The organism is Mangrovibacter sp. MFB070 (assembly GCF_000705335.1).
Taxonomy (GTDB): domain Bacteria; phylum Pseudomonadota; class Gammaproteobacteria; order Enterobacterales; family Enterobacteriaceae; genus Mangrovibacter; species Mangrovibacter plantisponsor.
This window is the reverse complement of the sequence record NZ_JJMI01000025.1, coordinates 89,402-105,948: the sequence shown is the minus strand read 5'-3', so window position 1 is coordinate 105,948 and position 16,547 is coordinate 89,402. Positions and strand designations below refer to the sequence as shown.

Annotated in this window: 16 protein-coding genes, 5 tRNA genes and 1 other RNA gene; 14 read left to right on the top strand and 8 right to left on the bottom strand. The window is 50.4% G+C overall.

Translation table 11 applies throughout. The features are described from left to right. Window positions 1-147: 147 nt before the first annotated feature. From DT73_RS12685 to nadA, 7 genes are all read left to right on the top strand, one after another. Window positions 148-223 (top strand) — tRNA-Lys (locus DT73_RS12685). A 98-nt stretch (window positions 224-321) separates the two neighbouring features. After that, window positions 322-397, top strand: a tRNA-Val gene (locus DT73_RS12680). A gap of 4 nt (window positions 398-401) precedes the next feature. After that, window positions 402-477 (top strand) — tRNA-Lys (locus DT73_RS12675). Between the two features lie 125 nt (window positions 478-602). Then, window positions 603-678 (top strand) — tRNA-Lys (locus tag DT73_RS12670). Window positions 679-704: 26 nt separating this feature from the next. Continuing rightward, window positions 705-780 (top strand) — tRNA-Lys (locus DT73_RS12665). A 31-nt stretch (window positions 781-811) separates the two neighbouring features. Then, window positions 812-937, top strand: a non-coding RNA gene (locus DT73_RS25565) — RtT sRNA. Between the two features lie 206 nt (window positions 938-1,143). Next, on the top strand, window positions 1,144-2,205 hold the full coding sequence (nadA, locus tag DT73_RS12660; protein WP_036109266.1) for a quinolinate synthase NadA: 1,062 nt from the start codon (window positions 1,144-1,146) through the stop codon (window positions 2,203-2,205). Window positions 2,206-2,250: 45 nt separating this feature from the next. Here nadA and zitB read toward each other — a convergent pair whose 3' ends face one another. After that, window positions 2,251-3,198, bottom strand: a complete 948-nt coding sequence (gene zitB, locus DT73_RS12655) for a CDF family zinc transporter ZitB (protein ID WP_036109262.1) — start codon at window positions 3,196-3,198, stop codon at window positions 2,251-2,253. A gap of 376 nt (window positions 3,199-3,574) precedes the next feature. On the opposite strand from zitB, the gene aroG reads away from it, so the two are divergent. After that, window positions 3,575-4,630 carry a 3-deoxy-7-phosphoheptulonate synthase AroG gene (aroG, locus tag DT73_RS12650; protein ID WP_036109259.1) on the top strand — a complete coding sequence of 352 codons (1,056 nt, stop codon included), beginning with the start codon at window positions 3,575-3,577 and terminating at the stop codon, window positions 4,628-4,630. A 66-nt stretch (window positions 4,631-4,696) separates the two neighbouring features. On the opposite strand, the gene gpmA is transcribed toward aroG, so the two are convergent. From gpmA to modE, 7 genes are all read right to left on the bottom strand, one after another. Then, complete coding sequence (gpmA, locus tag DT73_RS12645) at window positions 4,697-5,449, bottom strand: 2,3-diphosphoglycerate-dependent phosphoglycerate mutase (protein ID WP_036109256.1); 753 nt, start codon at window positions 5,447-5,449, stop codon at window positions 4,697-4,699. Between the two features lie 387 nt (window positions 5,450-5,836). Continuing rightward, complete coding sequence (gene galM / locus DT73_RS12640) at window positions 5,837-6,877, bottom strand: galactose-1-epimerase (RefSeq protein WP_036109253.1); 1,041 nt, start codon at window positions 6,875-6,877, stop codon at window positions 5,837-5,839. Next, window positions 6,871-7,989, bottom strand: coding sequence for a galactokinase (gene galK / locus DT73_RS12635; protein ID WP_036109250.1), 1,119 nt, complete (start codon window positions 7,987-7,989; stop codon window positions 6,871-6,873). Before galK ends, galM begins: the two co-directional genes overlap by 7 nt. A gap of 2 nt (window positions 7,990-7,991) precedes the next feature. Next, window positions 7,992-9,038 (bottom strand): galactose-1-phosphate uridylyltransferase, encoded by a 1,047-nt coding sequence (gene galT, locus DT73_RS12630; protein ID WP_036109248.1) that lies wholly within the window; start codon window positions 9,036-9,038, stop codon window positions 7,992-7,994. Window positions 9,039-9,047: 9 nt separating this feature from the next. Continuing rightward, the gene (gene galE, locus DT73_RS12625; RefSeq protein WP_036109245.1) at window positions 9,048-10,064 is read right to left on the bottom strand and encodes a UDP-glucose 4-epimerase GalE; all 1,017 of its coding nucleotides are present in this window, start codon (window positions 10,062-10,064) and stop codon (window positions 9,048-9,050) included. 202 nt (window positions 10,065-10,266) lie between these two features. Next, a complete protein-coding gene (gene modF / locus DT73_RS12620; protein ID WP_036109242.1) occupies window positions 10,267-11,736 on the bottom strand; it encodes a molybdate ABC transporter ATP-binding protein ModF in 1,470 nt (489 codons plus the stop codon). Between the two features lie 98 nt (window positions 11,737-11,834). After that, window positions 11,835-12,626 (bottom strand): molybdenum-dependent transcriptional regulator, encoded by a 792-nt coding sequence (gene modE / locus DT73_RS12615; protein WP_036109230.1) that lies wholly within the window; start codon window positions 12,624-12,626, stop codon window positions 11,835-11,837. Between the two features lie 122 nt (window positions 12,627-12,748). Between modE and DT73_RS25560 the strand changes: the two genes are divergently transcribed. From DT73_RS25560 to DT73_RS12590, 6 genes are all read left to right on the top strand, one after another. Further along, window positions 12,749-12,886: an AcrZ family multidrug efflux pump-associated protein gene (locus DT73_RS25560; protein WP_036109227.1), complete on the top strand. Its 138-nt coding sequence runs from the start codon at window positions 12,749-12,751 to the stop codon at window positions 12,884-12,886. A 293-nt stretch (window positions 12,887-13,179) separates the two neighbouring features. After that, a complete protein-coding gene (modA, locus tag DT73_RS12605; RefSeq protein WP_036109224.1) occupies window positions 13,180-13,956 on the top strand; it encodes a molybdate ABC transporter substrate-binding protein in 777 nt (258 codons plus the stop codon). Further along, window positions 13,953-14,645 carry a molybdate ABC transporter permease subunit gene (gene modB, locus DT73_RS12600; protein ID WP_036109221.1) on the top strand — a complete coding sequence of 231 codons (693 nt, stop codon included), beginning with the start codon at window positions 13,953-13,955 and terminating at the stop codon, window positions 14,643-14,645. Before modA ends, modB begins: the two co-directional genes overlap by 4 nt. Next, complete coding sequence (gene modC / locus DT73_RS12595; protein WP_036109217.1) at window positions 14,645-15,706, top strand: molybdenum ABC transporter ATP-binding protein ModC; 1,062 nt, start codon at window positions 14,645-14,647, stop codon at window positions 15,704-15,706. Before modB ends, modC begins: the two co-directional genes overlap by 1 nt. A 191-nt stretch (window positions 15,707-15,897) precedes the next feature. Then, complete coding sequence (locus DT73_RS26460; protein WP_160173967.1) at window positions 15,898-16,050, top strand: hypothetical protein; 153 nt, start codon at window positions 15,898-15,900, stop codon at window positions 16,048-16,050. 212 nt (window positions 16,051-16,262) lie between these two features. Then, window positions 16,263-16,547, top strand: a complete 285-nt coding sequence (locus DT73_RS12590; protein ID WP_036109214.1) for a hypothetical protein — start codon at window positions 16,263-16,265, stop codon at window positions 16,545-16,547.

Below are 16,547 nucleotides of genomic sequence, written 5' to 3'. Positions count from 1 at the left end.
TGCTGTTTTTCTGGTCTTGCCGCCTGAAACATAAGCAGTTGAGTTACCTTTCTCGAAATTTTTGTTGCGCTGAAATGAGAAAGCAGTAATATATGCCGCCGTTGCCGGGGGATACATCACTGAAGAGTGGTGAGCCAGCAAGACGACGGGTCGTTAGCTCAGTTGGTAGAGCAGTTGACTTTTAATCAATTGGTCGCAGGTTCGAATCCTGCACGACCCACCAAAAATTTTGGTGTTCGTCGCGGTAGCAAGGTGTTTCATGTGGTTCTTATCCATGACCCACCATTAAGGCAGTTTACTGCCTGTCAAAGCAGTACATGTGGGTGATTAGCTCAGCTGGGAGAGCACCTCCCTTACAAGGAGGGGGTCGGCGGTTCGATCCCGTCATCACCCACCACTTCGGGTCGTTAGCTCAGTTGGTAGAGCAGTTGACTTTTAATCAATTGGTCGCAGGTTCGAATCCTGCACGACCCACCAGTTTTCTCCGGTGGATACGTTTAAGGCAGCAAGGTGTCTTGTTGCATGGTTTGTTCACTTTGTGAAAACGCTCCTGCAGTTGTGCAGGGTTATAGAGTAGTAACAAAAGCAATAGCTTAATTGATGGGTCGTTAGCTCAGTTGGTAGAGCAGTTGACTTTTAATCAATTGGTCGCAGGTTCGAATCCTGCACGACCCACCATCATTTAAGCCTGTATTACCCGTAAGGGGTCGTTAGCTCAGTTGGTAGAGCAGTTGACTTTTAATCAATTGGTCGCAGGTTCGAATCCTGCACGACCCACCAGTGTGGAAAGGCGCCCTAAAGGCGCCTTTTTGCTATGTGTAAAAAGTGCAGAATGAGAACCTGCACAGGTTCGAGCCGAGCGAAGCGAGACAACGTTGCCTCTGGCAACGGCCCGCAGGGTGAGGCCAACGGCCGAATCATCCTGCACGACCCACCCTTCATTTATTTATCCCCGGTATTGTCCAAAGCACAAAACGCGGCAACGCACAAAACTGTAATTTTGCGTATTCGGTAAACAAAACCTCACGACAAAAAGCGATAATTCGGCTATCTTGTTTAGCATATAAAACAAATGACCTGCCCGGGATGGGAAAATACCAGTTGCAGGCATTTTTTGGTTAAGCTGTTAAACGAGAGTATCCCATGAGTGTGATGGCCGAACTGCACGATTCCATTTATCCCTTTCCTCCGAAACCACCGCGTTTGAGTGATGCGGAAAAGGCACAGTATCGGGAAAAGATCAAAACGTTACTAAAAGCGCGCAATGCTGTCATGGTGGCGCACTACTATACCGACCCGGAAATTCAGGCTCTGGCCGAAGAAACCGGCGGTTGTGTAGCAGATTCACTGGAAATGGCCCGCTTTGGTGCAAACCACCCGGCTTCCACTCTGCTGGTTGCAGGTGTGCGGTTCATGGGGGAGACAGCAAAAATTCTCAGCCCGGAAAAAACAGTGCTAATGCCAACGCTTGCCGCAGAGTGCTCGCTGGACCTGGGCTGCCCTGAAGATGCATTCAGTGCATTCTGTGATGCGCACCCGGACAGAACCGTGGTGGTGTATGCCAACACATCAGCGGCGGTTAAAGCGCGTGCTGACTGGGTTGTGACGTCCAGCATCGCGGTGGAGCTTATTGAACACCTCGACAGCCTGGGGGAAAAAATTATTTGGGCGCCAGATCGCCATTTAGGGCGCTATGTCCAAAAGCAGACTGGCGCAGATATTCTGTGCTGGCAGGGTGCCTGCATTGTGCATGATGAATTTAAAACCCAGGCGTTGTTACAGATGAAGGCGCTCTACCCGGATGCCGCCGTATTGGTCCACCCTGAGTCGCCTCAGGCTATCGTTGACCTGGCAGACGCGGTAGGCTCAACCAGCCAACTCATTGCCGCAGCACGTAAATTGCCGCACCCAAGGCTGATTGTAGCAACCGACCGCGGCATTTTTTATAAAATGCAGCAGGCCTGCCCGGAAAAAATATTACTGGAAGCACCGACAGCCGGAGAAGGTGCAACCTGCCGTAGCTGTGCACACTGCCCGTGGATGGCGATGAATGGTTTACGGGCCATTGCCAGCGGGCTGGAACAAGGTGGTGCAGAGCATGAAATTCATGTTGATTCTGCATTACGGGAAAAAGCTCTTTTGCCGCTTAACAGAATGCTGCAATTCGCGGCATCTCTGAACCAGGTTGTCAAAGGTAATGCCTGAATTACCGCCCGTGAGATGTTGCACGGGCGCACAGGTTAGCTGGTGTTAGTGATGATGATGGTGGTGAGCTTCGGCTGACTGCACCTGGTTCAGGTCACACAACGTTGTACTGCACGGCTGGTATTCCATTTGTACCGTGGCATGGGCAATGTGGTAGTTTTCACGCAGAAAGGTGTGAATACGCCCCAGCAGTTCATCATGATCCCGTGGAGGAATAACCTGCACATGCAGCGTCAGAAGTGGCTGCTCACCAACCAGCCACACATGGACATGGTGCACCTGGCGAACTTCAGGCAAAGCCCGGGTCAGGGCTTTTTGCATTTTCGCGATGTCCAAATCGCGTGGGGCACCTTCCATTAATTCATTAACACTTTCTTTTAGCAATTGCCAGGCACTGCGTAACACCAGGCAGGAAACCAGCACCGACAAAATAGGATCTACCGGTGTCCATCCTGTCCACATAATCACAATCGCGGCAACAATGGCACCAACAGACCCCAGCAAATCTCCCAGTACGTGAAGTGCTGCGGCACGCACGTTCAGATTACTTTCGCTATTGCCACGATGAAGCATCCAGAAGGCCGCCAGGTTCGCCAGCAACCCCAAAATAGCGATGGTCAGCATCATGGTGCCGCCAACCGGCCTTGGGTGCCAGAAGCGCACCACTGCTTCCCAGACAATCAATACAGTGATAACGACCAGTGCAATGGCATTAACAAAGGCGGCAAGGGTGGGCAAGCGGAGCCAGCCAAATGTATGCCCACGCGCAGGTGAACGGCGGGCAATCCGCACAGCCATCAGGGCAATGAACAGGGCTACAGCATCGGTCAGCATATGCCCGGCATCTGCCAGCAGCGCAAGAGAGCCAGACAGTAAACCACCAACAACTTCAGCTACCATAAACAGAGCTGTTATCAAAAACGCATAGAGCAGGCGAGTTTCATTGTCATGGTTGCTGTTGTGCGAATGGTGATGGGAGTGCGTATGAGCCATGTGTCTCCTGAGCGTAAAGAGGTAAGCCAGTGAAGCCTTTGTTGCATATATCTATTATGGCTTCGGGCCAGCAATGGGTACAGCAGATAAAACTGTAAACCCGGACCCGGCCTGAAATTGCATCAAAAATTATATCTATTTTTCAGTTCGTTATGGCGCTCGTGGCGGAAAATTATGTTTTCTTGCCAACAGCCAGATTTTATTGGTTTAAGTTGCGGTATTTTTAATTTTTTCAGTTTTACTTTCTGTGAACCAGCTGCTTCGCTGGTATTTTGTTCCTGTAGTGTAAAATTGCGTTTACACAATCCGGGTGAAGAGATAGATTGGACGGGTTGCAATCAGGAAATTAGCATAGCCAGTCTTTATTGGGATTATCATGAATTATCAGAATGACGATTTACGTATTAACGAAATTAACGAGCTTTTACCTCCGGTAGCATTGCTGGAAAAATTCCCGGCGACAGATAATGCTGCAGCGACAGTCTCTGGTGCCCGTAATGCCATCCATAATATTCTCACCGGGCAGGACGATCGCCTGTTAGTGATTATTGGCCCCTGCTCAATTCATGATCCCAGTGCAGCGCAAGCTTATGCCACGCGTTTGTTGGAAATGCGTGAAGCCCTGAAAGGGGAGTTGGAAGTGGTGATGCGGGTGTATTTTGAAAAGCCGCGCACCACTGTTGGCTGGAAAGGGCTTATCAACGACCCTTACATGGACAGTAGCTATCAGATTAACGACGGTTTGCGTATCGCCCGTAAACTCCTGCTGGAAATTAACGACACTGGTTTGCCGACGGCGGGTGAGTTTCTTGACATGATCACGCCGCAATATATGGCGGACTTGATGAGTTGGGGGGCAATAGGTGCCCGTACCACAGAATCTCAGGTTCACCGTGAGCTGGCTTCCGGCCTTTCATGCCCGGTTGGGTTTAAAAATGGTACCGATGGGACAATTAAAGTAGCCATTGATGCCATCAATGCAGCCGGTGCGCCTCACTGCTTCTTGTCGGTAACTAAATGGGGGCATTCCGCCATCGTTAATACCAGTGGGAATGGTGACTGCCATATTATTTTACGCGGCGGCAAAGCACCAAATTACAGTGCGGAACATGTGGCTCAGGTAAAGCAAGGGCTGGAAAAAGCCGGGCTGGCGCCACAAGTAATGATTGATTTCAGCCACGCAAACTCCAGCAAGCAATTTAAAAAGCAAATGGATGTATGTGCCGATGTGTGCGGGCAAATTGCTGGCGGCGAAAAAGGTATTATGGGTGTGATGGTAGAGAGCCACCTTGTTGAAGGTAACCAGAGCCTGGAAAGTGGAAAACCACTGGAATACGGCAAAAGTATCACTGACGCCTGCATTGGCTGGGAAGATACCGCGGCCTTGTTAACTCAGCTTGCTGGCGCAGTAAAAGCACGCAGAACTAAATAAAAAAACCGCTCTGGTGAGCGGTTTTCTTAAACAAACGGTGCCTGGGTAAACTGGCACCGTTTTTTATTACTTGGCTTTACCCTGGTTGGCAACAGCCGCTGCTTTCGCTGCGATTTCGTCTGCGTTGCCCAGGTAGTAGCGTTTAATCGGGTTGAAGTTTTCGTCAAACTCGTAAACCAGCGGAACACCTGTCGGGATATTCAGCTCGAGAATTTCGTCTTCGCTCATGTTATCCAGGTATTTAACCAGTGCACGCAGAGAGTTACCGTGAGCAGCAACAATCACACGCTCACCACTTTTCATACGTGGCAGGATGCTGTCAGTCCAGAAAGGAATAACACGTTCAATGGTTAGCGCCAGGCTTTCAGTTACCGGCAGCTCTTTTTCTGACAGGCTTGCATAACGCGGGTCATGGCCCGGGAAACGTTCGTCGTCTTTCGTCAGTTCTGGCGGGGTAACCGCAAAACCACGACGCCACTGTTTAACCTGCTCGTCACCATATTTTTCTGCGGTTTCTGCTTTGTTCAGCCCCTGCAGTGCACCATAGTGGCGTTCATTCAGTTTCCATGATTTTTCTACCGGCAACCACACCTGGTCCACTTCGTCCAGGATATTCCACAGCGTGTGGATGGCTCGTTTCAGCACAGAAGTGTAGGCAAAATCGAAACTATAGCCTTCGTCTTTGAGCAGTTTACCAGCAGCTTTTGCTTCGCTTTTACCTTTTTCAGACAGGTCAACATCGTACCAGCCAGTAAAGCGGTTTTCCTGGTTCCACTGACTTTCACCGTGACGAACCAGAACCAGCTTAGTTACAGCCATAATATTACTCCTCGTAATCCTGGGGATTGAATGATAACAATTATCATTATATTGCCGTGGTGGCGCCAGCGGCAACGCCAAACCTTAAACATAGCGAAATTCTTGGCAGAGTGTAAGGCTGATGTGAATTTGTGGTTGCTCTTTTGCTGCTAAATGGTTTTAAAAACAGCATTTTGTTTAAAAAGTGAGCTCGACGGCTGGGTTGCCAGGTGAAATGGGGTGGGTTGCTGAAAGGATACACCACCAGTAAAACCGGGGGCGTTACTATAACCACACAGGCTGACCATACCGCTTAGCTTACGACACCAGCTAACTACGCCAGTTACTTACACCAGAGTAGTGCATGCCAGCCTCACACCAGGCAGTGTAAGGCTGGTGGTTAACCCGTTATAGCGCAGTAAACTGGTACTCTGTAATACTTTGCCAGGTTTCACCCGGCTTGAGTACGCAGTCAGGTTGCGGCCACTCTGGGTGGTTGGGGCTGTCTGGCAGAAACTCACTTTCCAGCGCCAGGCCTTCAAAGGATGCGTAGTGGGTAAACTGCCTTGCCGGTGTGCCGTCAAGATAGTTCCCGGAATAGAACTGTAATGCTGGTGCTGAGGTAAACACGCTCATTTTTAGCTTGTTATCTGCAGACCAGACATGTGCTGCGGGCAGGCTTGCGTCCCCCCGGGCAGTGAGCAGGAAAGCATGATCGTAACCTTTCACGACAGCCTGGTTTTCATCGCGCAGAAAATCTTCTGCAATTGTTTTCGGCCCGCGGAAATCAAAACCAGTGTGCTGAACATCCACCAGTTCACCAGATGGAATACCGTTGCTATTAACCGGCAACCACTGCTCTGCAAACAATTGCAGGCGGTGCTGGCGAATATCGCCCTTTTTGCCATCCAGATTAAAGTAGGCATGGTTGGTCAGGTTAACCGGGCAGGGTTTATCAACCTGAGCCTGGTAAATAATGGCAATACGGTTATCTGGTGTTACCCGGTAAATGACGCTGGCTGTCAGGTTACCAGGAAACCCCTGGTCGCCATCTGGTGAGGTCAGTTGTAAAACTGCCTGCTGGCTGTCATGGCTGATTATCTCCCAACGGCGCTTATCAAACCCCTCCGGTCCACCATGCAACTGGTGTTCCCCCTGGCTGGGTTTCAGGTGCACAGTCAGCCCGTCATGAGTGTACTGGCTGCTGTCAATACGGTTCGCATAGCGGCCAATGGATGCACCCAGAAAAGCGGCCTGTTGGGTATACTGTTCGGGTGTTTCACAGCCCAGCAATACTTCCCGGGTATGCCCGTCTTTCAACGGAACGCGGCACGACAACAGTGTTGCGCCCCAGTCCATCAGCATGACTTCCATGCCTGCCTGGTTGTGTAACGTTATCAGCTTAAACGGTTGGCCATCTGGTGCCATCCCGTGATCCTGGCTTAACATAATCCGGCTCCTTCGGAGGGTTTGCACACATAAAAGGTTTCTTTAATACCGGTTTTCGCTTCGTACTGGCTGGCGACAGCCTGGCGTACATCATCGACCAGTGTTTCAGGCACCAGTGCCACAACGCAACCGCCAAAACCGCCACCCGTCATACGCACGCCGCCCTTATCACCGATAGCAGCCTTAACAATATCAACCAGCGTATCAATTTGTGGGACGGTTATCTCAAAATCATCACGCATAGAGATGTGGGAGGCAGCCATCAGCTCACCCATTTTCTGCAAATCGCCATCTGCCAGTGCATCGGCTGCTGCCAGAGTGCGTTCATTCTCGGTTAAAACATGGCGCACGCGTTTTGCCACAACCGGGTCCAGCTCATGGGCCACGGCATTAAACGTTGCCAGGCTCACATCACGTAATGCTTTCTGTGTGAAGAAGCGGGCACCTGTTTCACACTGCTCTCGGCGGGTATTGTATTTACTACCAATAAAAACCGCCACACCTTTTGGCATTGGGACGGCTTTAGTGCCGAGGCTACGGCAGTCGATAAGCAATGCATGGTCCTGCTTGCCCAGAGCGGAAATCAGCTGGTCCATAATGCCGCAGTTACAGCCCACAAACTGGTTTTCAGCTTCCTGCCCATTCAGCGCCAGTTGCGCACCATCAAGTGGCAGGTGGTACAGTTGCTGGAATACTTTGCCCACAGCAACTTCCAGCGATGCTGATGAACTCAAACCGGCGCCCTGGGGTACATTACCGCTAATCACCAGGTCGGCACCGCCGAACCCACTATTGCGTTTTTGCAAATGTTTGACGACACCGCGAACATAATTAGACCACTGCTGGTCCGGGTGGCTCAGAATCGGCTCATCAAGGGAAAACTCATCGCGCTGGTTATCGTAATCTGCGGCAATAACACGCACGATACGATCATCGCGGGGAGCGCAACTGATAACGGTCTGGTAATCAATTGCACAAGGCAGAACAAAGCCATCGTTGTAATCAGTGTGCTCACCAATCAGGTTCACACGGCCTGGTGCCTGGATAGTTTCTTTTGCCGGGTAGCCAAAAATTTCAGTAAAAAGGGCCAGGGTGTTCTCTTTCAGACTCATTGTTATTCTCCTGATTCGCGAAAATGGATATCACTGACTGCCCGCAGGCGCTCGGCAGCCTGTTCAGCGGTTAAATCGCGCTGAGTTTCCGCCAGCATTTCGTAACCCACCATAAATTTGCGTACTGTTGCTGAGCGCAACAGTGGCGGGTAAAAGTGAGCATGTAACTGCCAGTGTGTGTTGTCTTCGCCGTTAAATGGCGCGCCATGCCAGCCCATGGAATACGGGAAAGAGCACTGGAATAAGTTGTCATAGCGGCTGGTCAGTTTTTTCAGTGCAACAGCCAGGTCTTTGTGTTGTTCGGGTGATAAATCTGTCAGGCGCTGTGTTGGCGCTTTCGGCAGCAACAGCGTTTCAAAAGGCCATGCAGCCCAGTAAGGCACAACCGCCAGCCAGTGTTGTGTTTCAACAACTGTACGGCTGCCATCATTCATTTCCTGCCGGGCATAATCCACAAGCATGGGCGAACCATGCAGAGCTTGCCAGTTCCGTTGGTGCTCATCTTCACGCGCCGCTTCATTGGGCAGGAAGCTGTTCGCCCAAACCTGCCCATGTGGATGCGGATTAGAGCATCCCATGGCGGCACCTTTATTTTCGAAAACCTGAACCCAGGGATAAGTGCGACCCAAATCTGCAGTTTGTTCCTGCCAGGTACGGATAACCCCTTCCAGGGCTTCCAGTGTCAGCTCTGGCAGAGTTTTGCTGTGATCCGGTGAAAAACAGATAACCCGGCTGGTACCCCGGGCACTCTGGCAACGAAACAGGGATCCTGGGTTTTCTGCAGCATCCGGTGTATCGGGCATCAGCGCTGCAAAATCATTAGTGAACACGTGCGTCCCGGTATAGTTCGGGTTGGTATCACCTGTCACCCGGGTATTGCCCGGGCACAAATAACACTCAGGGTCGTGCTTTGGTAATGACTGTTTGGCTGGTGTCTCCTGCGCCCCTTGCCAGGGGCGCTTTGCGCGGTGCGGAGAAACCAGAACCCATTGCCCTGTTAACGGGTTATAACGGCGATGTGGGTGTTCGACAGGATTAAAGGGTTCCATAACATTTCCTTAGTCAGGGTAACCTTGCGGGTGGCTGGACTGCCACCGCCAGGTATCGGCGGCCATTTCTTCCAGCGTGCGGGAAACACGCCAGCCAAGTTCTTTATCCGCTTTAGTTGCATCGGCCCAATAAGCGGGTAAATCGCCAGCACGGCGAGGTGCGAAGTGGTAATTAACCGGTTTACCGCAAGCTTTACTGAACGCATTAATCACATCCAGCACGCTGCTACCCACGCCAGCTCCCAGGTTGTAAACATGCACGCCAGGTTTATTCGCCAGTTTCTGCATGGCAACTACATGGCCGTCCGCCAGGTCCATCACATGGATATAATCCCGCACTCCGGTGCCGTCTTCCGTTGGGTAGTCATTACCGAACACAGCAAGTGACTCACGGCGCCCGACAGCAACTTGCGCAATATATGGCATCAGGTTATTAGGGATACCTTGCGGGTCTTCACCCATATCTCCCGACGGGTGGGCGCCAACCGGGTTGAAGTAGCGCAGCAGGGCAATGCTCCAGCTCGGGTCTGCGGTGTGCAGATCCGTTAAAATTTGTTCCACCATTAATTTGCTGCGCCCGTAGGGGCTTGCCGGCATCCCGGTGGGGAAGGTTTCAACGTAAGGAATTTTCGGCTGGTCGCCATACACTGTGGCAGAAGAGCTGAAAATGAAGTTTTTGACATTAGCGGCACGCATTGCGGCGATAAGGCGCAAAGTACCATTAACGTTGTTGTCGTAGTATTCAACCGGTTTTTGGACCGATTCACCAACGGCTTTCAGGCCGGCGAAATGAATAACAGCCTCAATCGCATGGTCATGAAGAATTTCGGTGAGTAAGGCTTCGTTGCGAATGTCACCATCAATAAATAACGGCTGTTTTCCGCCAAGGCGTTCAATGACAGGCAGTACACTGCGTTTGCTGTTGCACAGGTTATCAAGGATAAATACCTCGTGCCCGCTTTGCAGTAACTGAACGCAGGTATGACTGCCAATGTAACCGCTACCACCTGTTACCAGAACTCTCATTTTTCGCTCCATTACGCTTATGGTATGTAATAAACATAGCATAACAGAGTGGCGAAAAGTGTGACATGGAATAAATTAGTGGAATCGTTTACACAAAGATTTCATCTATAAATACTCCCTGAACAGGCACATTGTAAATCAACAGGATAGATTGTGTAGCTGCGGGGATTCTGAAAAAAACGGGCCAGTGGCCCGCTGGTTTTCACAGAATATCGGTCTGGTATCTATAAATGCCGTTGTCCGGGACAAAGGTTAAACGATGAGTGATGCAATCTGGCGCATCCTGCATATGATGCGAAACGAATAACAACTGGGTATCGCCTTCACTAATCAGCACATCAATAAAACGGCGCACCAGTAAACGGTTTAACGGATCAAGGCCCTGCAATGGTTCATCCAGAATCAATAAAGTAGGATGCTTGACCAGTGCACGGGCAATCAATGCAATGCGTTGCTGACCCCAGGAAAGGGAGTGGAAAGGGGCATCTGCCGTGGCATTATCCATACCCAGTAATTGCAGCCATTCACGTACCAGGCGTTGCTGGCGCTCAGAAACGGCTTGGTAAATGCCGATTGTATCGAAGAAACCAGAGAGAATGACATTACGTAATGTGGTACTGACCCGGTAGTCAAGGTGCAGGCTGCTGCTGACATAGCCAATATGTTTTTTAATGTCCCATATGGTTTCACCACTGCCACGACGCCGGCCAAATAATGTCAGGTCATTACTGTAACCCTGGGGATGATCGCCGGTGACCAGGCTCAGTAATGTAGATTTGCCAGCCCCATTGGGGCCGACAATTTGCCAGTGCTCGCCAGGGTTTACCTGCCAGTCAAGCTTATGCAGCACCGGGCGGTCATTCCAGGAAACCACCCCTTTATTCAGGGTAATCAATGGTTGAGTAGGATCGAGTACAGCACCGGGTGATGGTGTATCTGCTTGCGGAATACTGATACCCGCCAATTGTTCACTGTGGGCAAGCTGCGCGATAAGTGCCTGGGAAAGCAATTCGGCTTTATCCCCTGTTGCCTGCAACGCGCAATCGGCCAGTACACCCGCATAACGGATAAACTCGGGTATTTCATCGAACCGGTTTAGTACCAGCACCAGGGTATAACCTTGTTGATTGAGGGAGGCCAGTTCACCGGCAAGCTGTTCCCGGGACTGGCTGTCCAGGCCATCAAAGGGTTCATCGAACACCAGTAAATCCGGCGTGGGCATCAGCGCCTGGCATAACAAGGCCTTACGTGTTTCGCCAGTGGACAAGTACTTAAACCGCCTGTCCAGTAAATGGCTGATACCGAACCGTTGCGCCAGTTGCTGGCAGCGAGCCGGGTCTTTTACCGCATCCTGGATAATTTCAGCCGTTGTGCGCCCGGTATCGTCTTCATCGGCACTGAGCATGTCCGTATTATTGCGCTGCCACTCTTCACGGACCAGTTGGTGGAGTAATTCAAACGAGAGCAAGACAGGTCTTTTAAATGAGCTGGACAGCGTGCCACGCATGGCGGGCAGGTTACCACTCAGTACGCGAGCGAGCGCAGATTTTCCACTGCCATTCGCGCCAACAAAGGCCCAGCTTTCCCCGGCGCGTATGGTTAAATCATCAATCACCAGTGAACGGGTATCGCTCAGGTGAAACGTACATTGCGAAATTTGCAACAATGACATCATGTATCCCGTTTATTGCAGTAAATAATACAGGGATACGTGTTCCGACCGGGCTTGTCAATCACTATGCTGTTTAAACCCGGCCAGCCTGCATGTTGTTAACAAAGAGTGGCGATGATTACGTGGTCGGCATTGAAGTAAGCCGTGGCCTGGTTACCCACTTCCAGCGCTTCCTGGGCAACGACCTGGTTGGGGAGTGTTGCACACAGTGTCTGCCCGTCGGCCAGCGTAACCAGCACTTCACTTTGTTCCGGGCCCTGCTCGATAGTGTTAATAGTACCCGGCAGAATGTTATCAGCCTGGCTTGCGCGTTGTGTGTCACGGGTAATACCCACCCAGGGGGCTTTTACCAGCACCAGCACTTCTTTACCGGGCTCCAGGCCAAGCCGGTGTGCACTTTGTTCAGTCAGTGCCACTTTCAACTGTGTTTTCCCGTCGGCCAGCAGAATATTCACATGTTGCTGGACATGCTGGTTATCCCGCTCAAGCAGGGTGCCAAAAAGTTGGTTTCTGGCGCTGGTTTGCAGTGAAAAACGTGAAATGGCAGCCAATAAACTGTCCAGCGGCAGGGCGTCATCACGCAGTACATCAAACGCTTTTTGCTGAATTTGTGCCAGCAAATCATACAGCTGGATTAACCGCTTGCCATAGGGGGTCAATATGGCTCCGCCACCGCCTTTGCCTCCGGTTGCTCTTTCTACCAGCAACTGGTCAGTCAGTTGGTTCATTTCATTTATGGCATCCCAGGCGCTTTTGTAGCTAATACCCGCCATTTTAGCGCCCTGGCTAATTGAGCCTGTTTGTTCTATCTGTTTAAGAAGAGAAATACGCCTTGGGTCGGCAAAAAGGCTTCCCTGAAGTTTTAGCGTAAGTAAGATTTCAGCCTGCATGTGCGGCTCCTGGTTAAACGAGAATCCAGTGATTGTAAACGTCAGGGCAAATTCGCACAAAAGGCGTGTGCGTTTTTGGTGGATAACAGTACAATGACCCAGAATTTACAAGGGAGACAACCATGTTAGAGTTATTGAAAAGTCTGGTTTTCGCCGTTTGCATGGTGCCTGTCATGATGGCGATTATTCTCGGGCTGATTTATGCGTTTGGTGAGGTATTCAACATCTTTTCAGGTATTGGCCGTAAAAAGACCTCCTGAGTCTCCACGCATAACGCCATTTGTAACGCCCGGTTTGCCCGGGCGTTGCTGTTTTTAGTCGGCAAGCAAAAACGTAGTTTACCCTGCTAGCAGCAGAAAACAGCACTTCAATAAACTTCACTAAGCGCCAATTTCAGGCAGTGATGCTGGCTTTTCTGTTTTGTATCTTATCCCCCGGTTTAACCGAGGTTTTTTCACTGTAAAGCCCCCAGTTTTTTTGCCGATAAATGTTATGAGAATCACAGGTGTTACGTTATATTGCAAAATATACAACGAAAAACCTGGAGATAATCATGGCTAAGACGTGGGTAAAACTGGCAGTGGGTGTCACTTTATCATTGGGAATGGCGGCACAGGTGATGGCAGACAATGCCAAAATCACTGTTTTTGCGGCTGCCTCTTTAACCAATGCGCTGCAAGATATTGCAACACAATATAAAAAAGAGAAGCAGGTTGATGTGGTCGCTTCTTTTGCTTCATCCTCAACACTGGCTCGCCAGATTGAGGCAGGTGCACCGGCTGATTTATTCATCTCTGCAGACCAAAAGTGGATGAATTACGCAGTCGATAAAAACACCATTGATACCGCCAGCCGTAAAACGCTGTTGGGCAATAGCCTGGTGCTGGTTGCGCCGGCTACCGCTTCCCAGGGCGATGTAACAATTAACGATAAAACTAACTGGGTGGCGTTACTGAAGGATGGGCGTCTGGCTGTGGGTGACCCGGCTCATGTTCCGGCAGGAATTTATGCAAAACAGGCACTGGAAAAATTGGGTGCCTGGGATACACTTTCCGCAAAACTGGCTCCCGCGCAGGATGTGCGTGGTGCGTTAGCTCTGGTTGAACGCAGTGAGTCACCTTTGGGGATAGTCTATGGCTCTGACGCAGTAGCCAGCAAAGGGGTAAAAGTGATTGGAACCTTCCCGGAGGATTCCCATCCGAAAGTTGAATACCCCCTTGCGATGGTAAAAGGGCATACTGGTGCTCAGGTGAAAGCATTCTATGAATACCTGCAAGGCCCTGAGGCAGCAGCTGTATTCAAACAATATGGGTTTACGACGAAACAATGATATTGACTGATCCCGAATGGCAGGCGCTATTACTCAGCCTGAAAGTTTCAACATTTGCTGTTTGTGTGAGTTTGCCATTTGGGATTGCGTTAGCATGGGTGCTGGTTCGTTGCTCCTTCCCCGGAAAATCTTTACTGGATGGCATTGTCCACCTTCCTCTTGTTCTGCCGCCTGTTGTTGTCGGTTATCTGTTGCTGGTGGTAATGGGGCGCAATGGCGTGGTTGGCCGTTTTCTTTATGAATGGTTTGGCCTGACATTTGCCTTTAGCTGGCGTGGTGCGGTAATGGCTGCGGCAGTGATGTCGTTTCCTTTAATGGTGCGGGCAATACGCCTGGGGCTTGAAGGGGTGGATCAGCGCCTGGAGCAGGCAGCCAGAACCCTTGGCGCCAGCCGCTGGCGCGTGTTCTGGACGATTACACTGCCACTGACACTGCCGGGTATTATTGTCGGTACAGTTCTGGCGTTTGCCCGTTCACTGGGCGAATTTGGCGCTACCATCACTTTTGTTTCCAATATTCCTGGTGAAACCCGCACACTTCCTTCTGCAATGTACACTCTGATTCAGACACCTGGTGGTGAAGGTGCTGCTGCCCGGTTGTGCGTTATCGCCATTATCCTGGCTTTATGTTCACTGATGATTTCTGAATGGCTGGCCAGGTTGAGCCGTCGGCGTATAGGGAGAGAGTAATGCTGGAGCTGCAGTTTACCCAAACACTTGGCACACACCGCCTGCATATTGACGAAACCTTGCCTGGCAAAGGGATTACCGCCATTTTTGGGGTGTCTGGCGCCGGGAAAACGTCGTTAATTAATGCGATAAGTGGCCTGACTCGCCCCCAGGAGGGGAAAATAGTACTCAATGAGCGGGTGCTGAGTGACACCGAACAGGATGTCTTCCTTGCCCCGGAGAAACGGCGTATAGGCTATGTCTTTCAGGATGCACGCCTGTTTCCCCATTACCGTGTTCGTGGCAATTTGAAATATGGTATGGCAAAAAAAATGGCACCACAGTTTGATAAACTGGTGCAATTACTGGGGATAGAACCACTACTCGATCGCCTGCCAGGCAGTCTTTCCGGTGGAGAAAAACAGCGGGTGGCGATTGGCCGCGCCTTGCTGACAGCACCGGAACTTCTGCTGCTGGATGAGCCTCTTGCTTCACTGGATATTCCCCGCAAACGCGAAGTGCTGCCATACCTCCAGCGGCTGGCTCAAGAAATCAGCATCCCAATGCTGTATGTTACGCACTCGCTGGAAGAGATTCTGCACCTGGCGGAAAAAGTGCTGGTGCTGGATCAGGGGCTGGTTAAAGCCTACGGTAATCTGGAAGACGTGTGGACCAGCCAGGTTATGCACCCATGGCTGCCGGAAGAGCAGCAAAGCACTGTGTTTAAAGTGACGGTGCTCGAGCACCACCTGCACTACGCCATGACAGCTCTTGCAGTGGGCGACCAGCATTTATGGGTACACCGGCTGGAGTTGCCTGAAGGAGCCGCCGTGCGGATTCGTATTGGCGCATCTGATGTGTCGCTGGTGCTGATCCCGCCACAAAGCAGCAGTATTCGTAACGTTCTGCGAGCCAAAGTTGTCGAATGCTACGACAACGAGAACGGGCAGGTTGAAGTACGCCTGGAAGTGGGCTCCCGCACACTCTGGTCACGTATCAGCCCGTGGGCGCGTGATGAACTGGGGATTAAGCCGGGCCTGTGGCTGTACGCACAGATAAAAAGCGTTTCTATTACTACGTAATTTTCGGCGGTTACTCAACCACATCTCAATACCAGCCAGCCAGAGAATACATTGCTTTTATTCGGGCATGTTGAAAGCCGTGCTGCCTGATGGGAACGATACTGCTGGCGCTGATGCTACTGGTTAATGGTTGTATCGGTTATTTACCAGTAGCATAATCTCCCGTACCCGTTCAAACACAAGGAAAGGTAATGACCTGGCAGGGTGTTGATATTACTACTGGTGGCCCGGCATTAAGTATATGGCCGCCTGTTATTTATTATTTTGTGTCAATCATTGTCGGTGGGGGTTATATATTGGCAGGCACTTTGTTGAAAAATACGCCAATATTACAGTTTTTTTGATTTACGTTTTTTGTGTGCTATTCATTGCAGCGCTTCATTATTGTCTTTTCAAATTTGGTGCGGAGTTTGCAAGTGGTGTACTCAGGGTGCATTTAGATGTATATGCTTATGATTCTATACACTTTGGCTCAATTGCATTTGCACTTGTCTATATTTTTGCAGTTCCATCAAAGTTCAAGTAATTGTAGAAGTTGGAGAGCAAGGAAAGTCCAATGACCTGGAATGATATTGTAATTACAGCTTCGATATGGCCTCCCGTGATTTTTTATATTGTGTCAATCGTTGTAGGTGTATTGTTATACGTAGGGAAGTACTATGTACATCGCCGTGCTAATTTTACTGTATTCATTCTTTATGGGTTAGTTGTGGGTGCTGTCGCCTCGGTGCAAATGTGTTTATATAGGTTTGGTGAAGGCTTTGCAAAAGATATATTAAGGGTGAACTTAGATGTGTATGGATACGATTCAATATATAATGGCGCATTTATTTTTTTCTAA

What these genes read in the sequence shown, in the direction of transcription:
- nadA (WP_036109266.1), top strand. Translation starts at nt 1,144, where the DNA reads ATGAGTGTGATGGCCGAACTGCACGATTCCATTTATCCCTTTCCTCCG.
- zitB (WP_036109262.1), bottom strand. Translation starts at nt 3,198, where the DNA reads ATGGCTCATACGCACTCCCATCACCATTCGCACAACAGCAACCATGAC.
- aroG (WP_036109259.1), top strand. Translation starts at nt 3,575, where the DNA reads ATGAATTATCAGAATGACGATTTACGTATTAACGAAATTAACGAGCTT.
- gpmA (WP_036109256.1), bottom strand. Translation starts at nt 5,449, where the DNA reads ATGGCTGTAACTAAGCTGGTTCTGGTTCGTCACGGTGAAAGTCAGTGG.
- galM (WP_036109253.1), bottom strand. Translation starts at nt 6,877, where the DNA reads ATGTTAAGCCAGGATCACGGGATGGCACCAGATGGCCAACCGTTTAAG.
- galK (WP_036109250.1), bottom strand. Translation starts at nt 7,989, where the DNA reads ATGAGTCTGAAAGAGAACACCCTGGCCCTTTTTACTGAAATTTTTGGC.
- galT (WP_036109248.1), bottom strand. Translation starts at nt 9,038, where the DNA reads ATGGAACCCTTTAATCCTGTCGAACACCCACATCGCCGTTATAACCCG.
- galE (WP_036109245.1), bottom strand. Translation starts at nt 10,064, where the DNA reads ATGAGAGTTCTGGTAACAGGTGGTAGCGGTTACATTGGCAGTCATACC.
- modF (WP_036109242.1), bottom strand. Translation starts at nt 11,736, where the DNA reads ATGTCATTGTTGCAAATTTCGCAATGTACGTTTCACCTGAGCGATACC.
- modE (WP_036109230.1), bottom strand. Translation starts at nt 12,626, where the DNA reads ATGCAGGCTGAAATCTTACTTACGCTAAAACTTCAGGGAAGCCTTTTT.
- DT73_RS25560 (WP_036109227.1), top strand. Translation starts at nt 12,749, where the DNA reads ATGTTAGAGTTATTGAAAAGTCTGGTTTTCGCCGTTTGCATGGTGCCT.
- modA (WP_036109224.1), top strand. Translation starts at nt 13,180, where the DNA reads ATGGCTAAGACGTGGGTAAAACTGGCAGTGGGTGTCACTTTATCATTG.
- modB (WP_036109221.1), top strand. Translation starts at nt 13,953, where the DNA reads ATGATATTGACTGATCCCGAATGGCAGGCGCTATTACTCAGCCTGAAA.
- modC (WP_036109217.1), top strand. Translation starts at nt 14,645, where the DNA reads ATGCTGGAGCTGCAGTTTACCCAAACACTTGGCACACACCGCCTGCAT.
- DT73_RS26460 (WP_160173967.1), top strand. Translation starts at nt 15,898, where the DNA reads ATGACCTGGCAGGGTGTTGATATTACTACTGGTGGCCCGGCATTAAGT.
- DT73_RS12590 (WP_036109214.1), top strand. Translation starts at nt 16,263, where the DNA reads ATGACCTGGAATGATATTGTAATTACAGCTTCGATATGGCCTCCCGTG.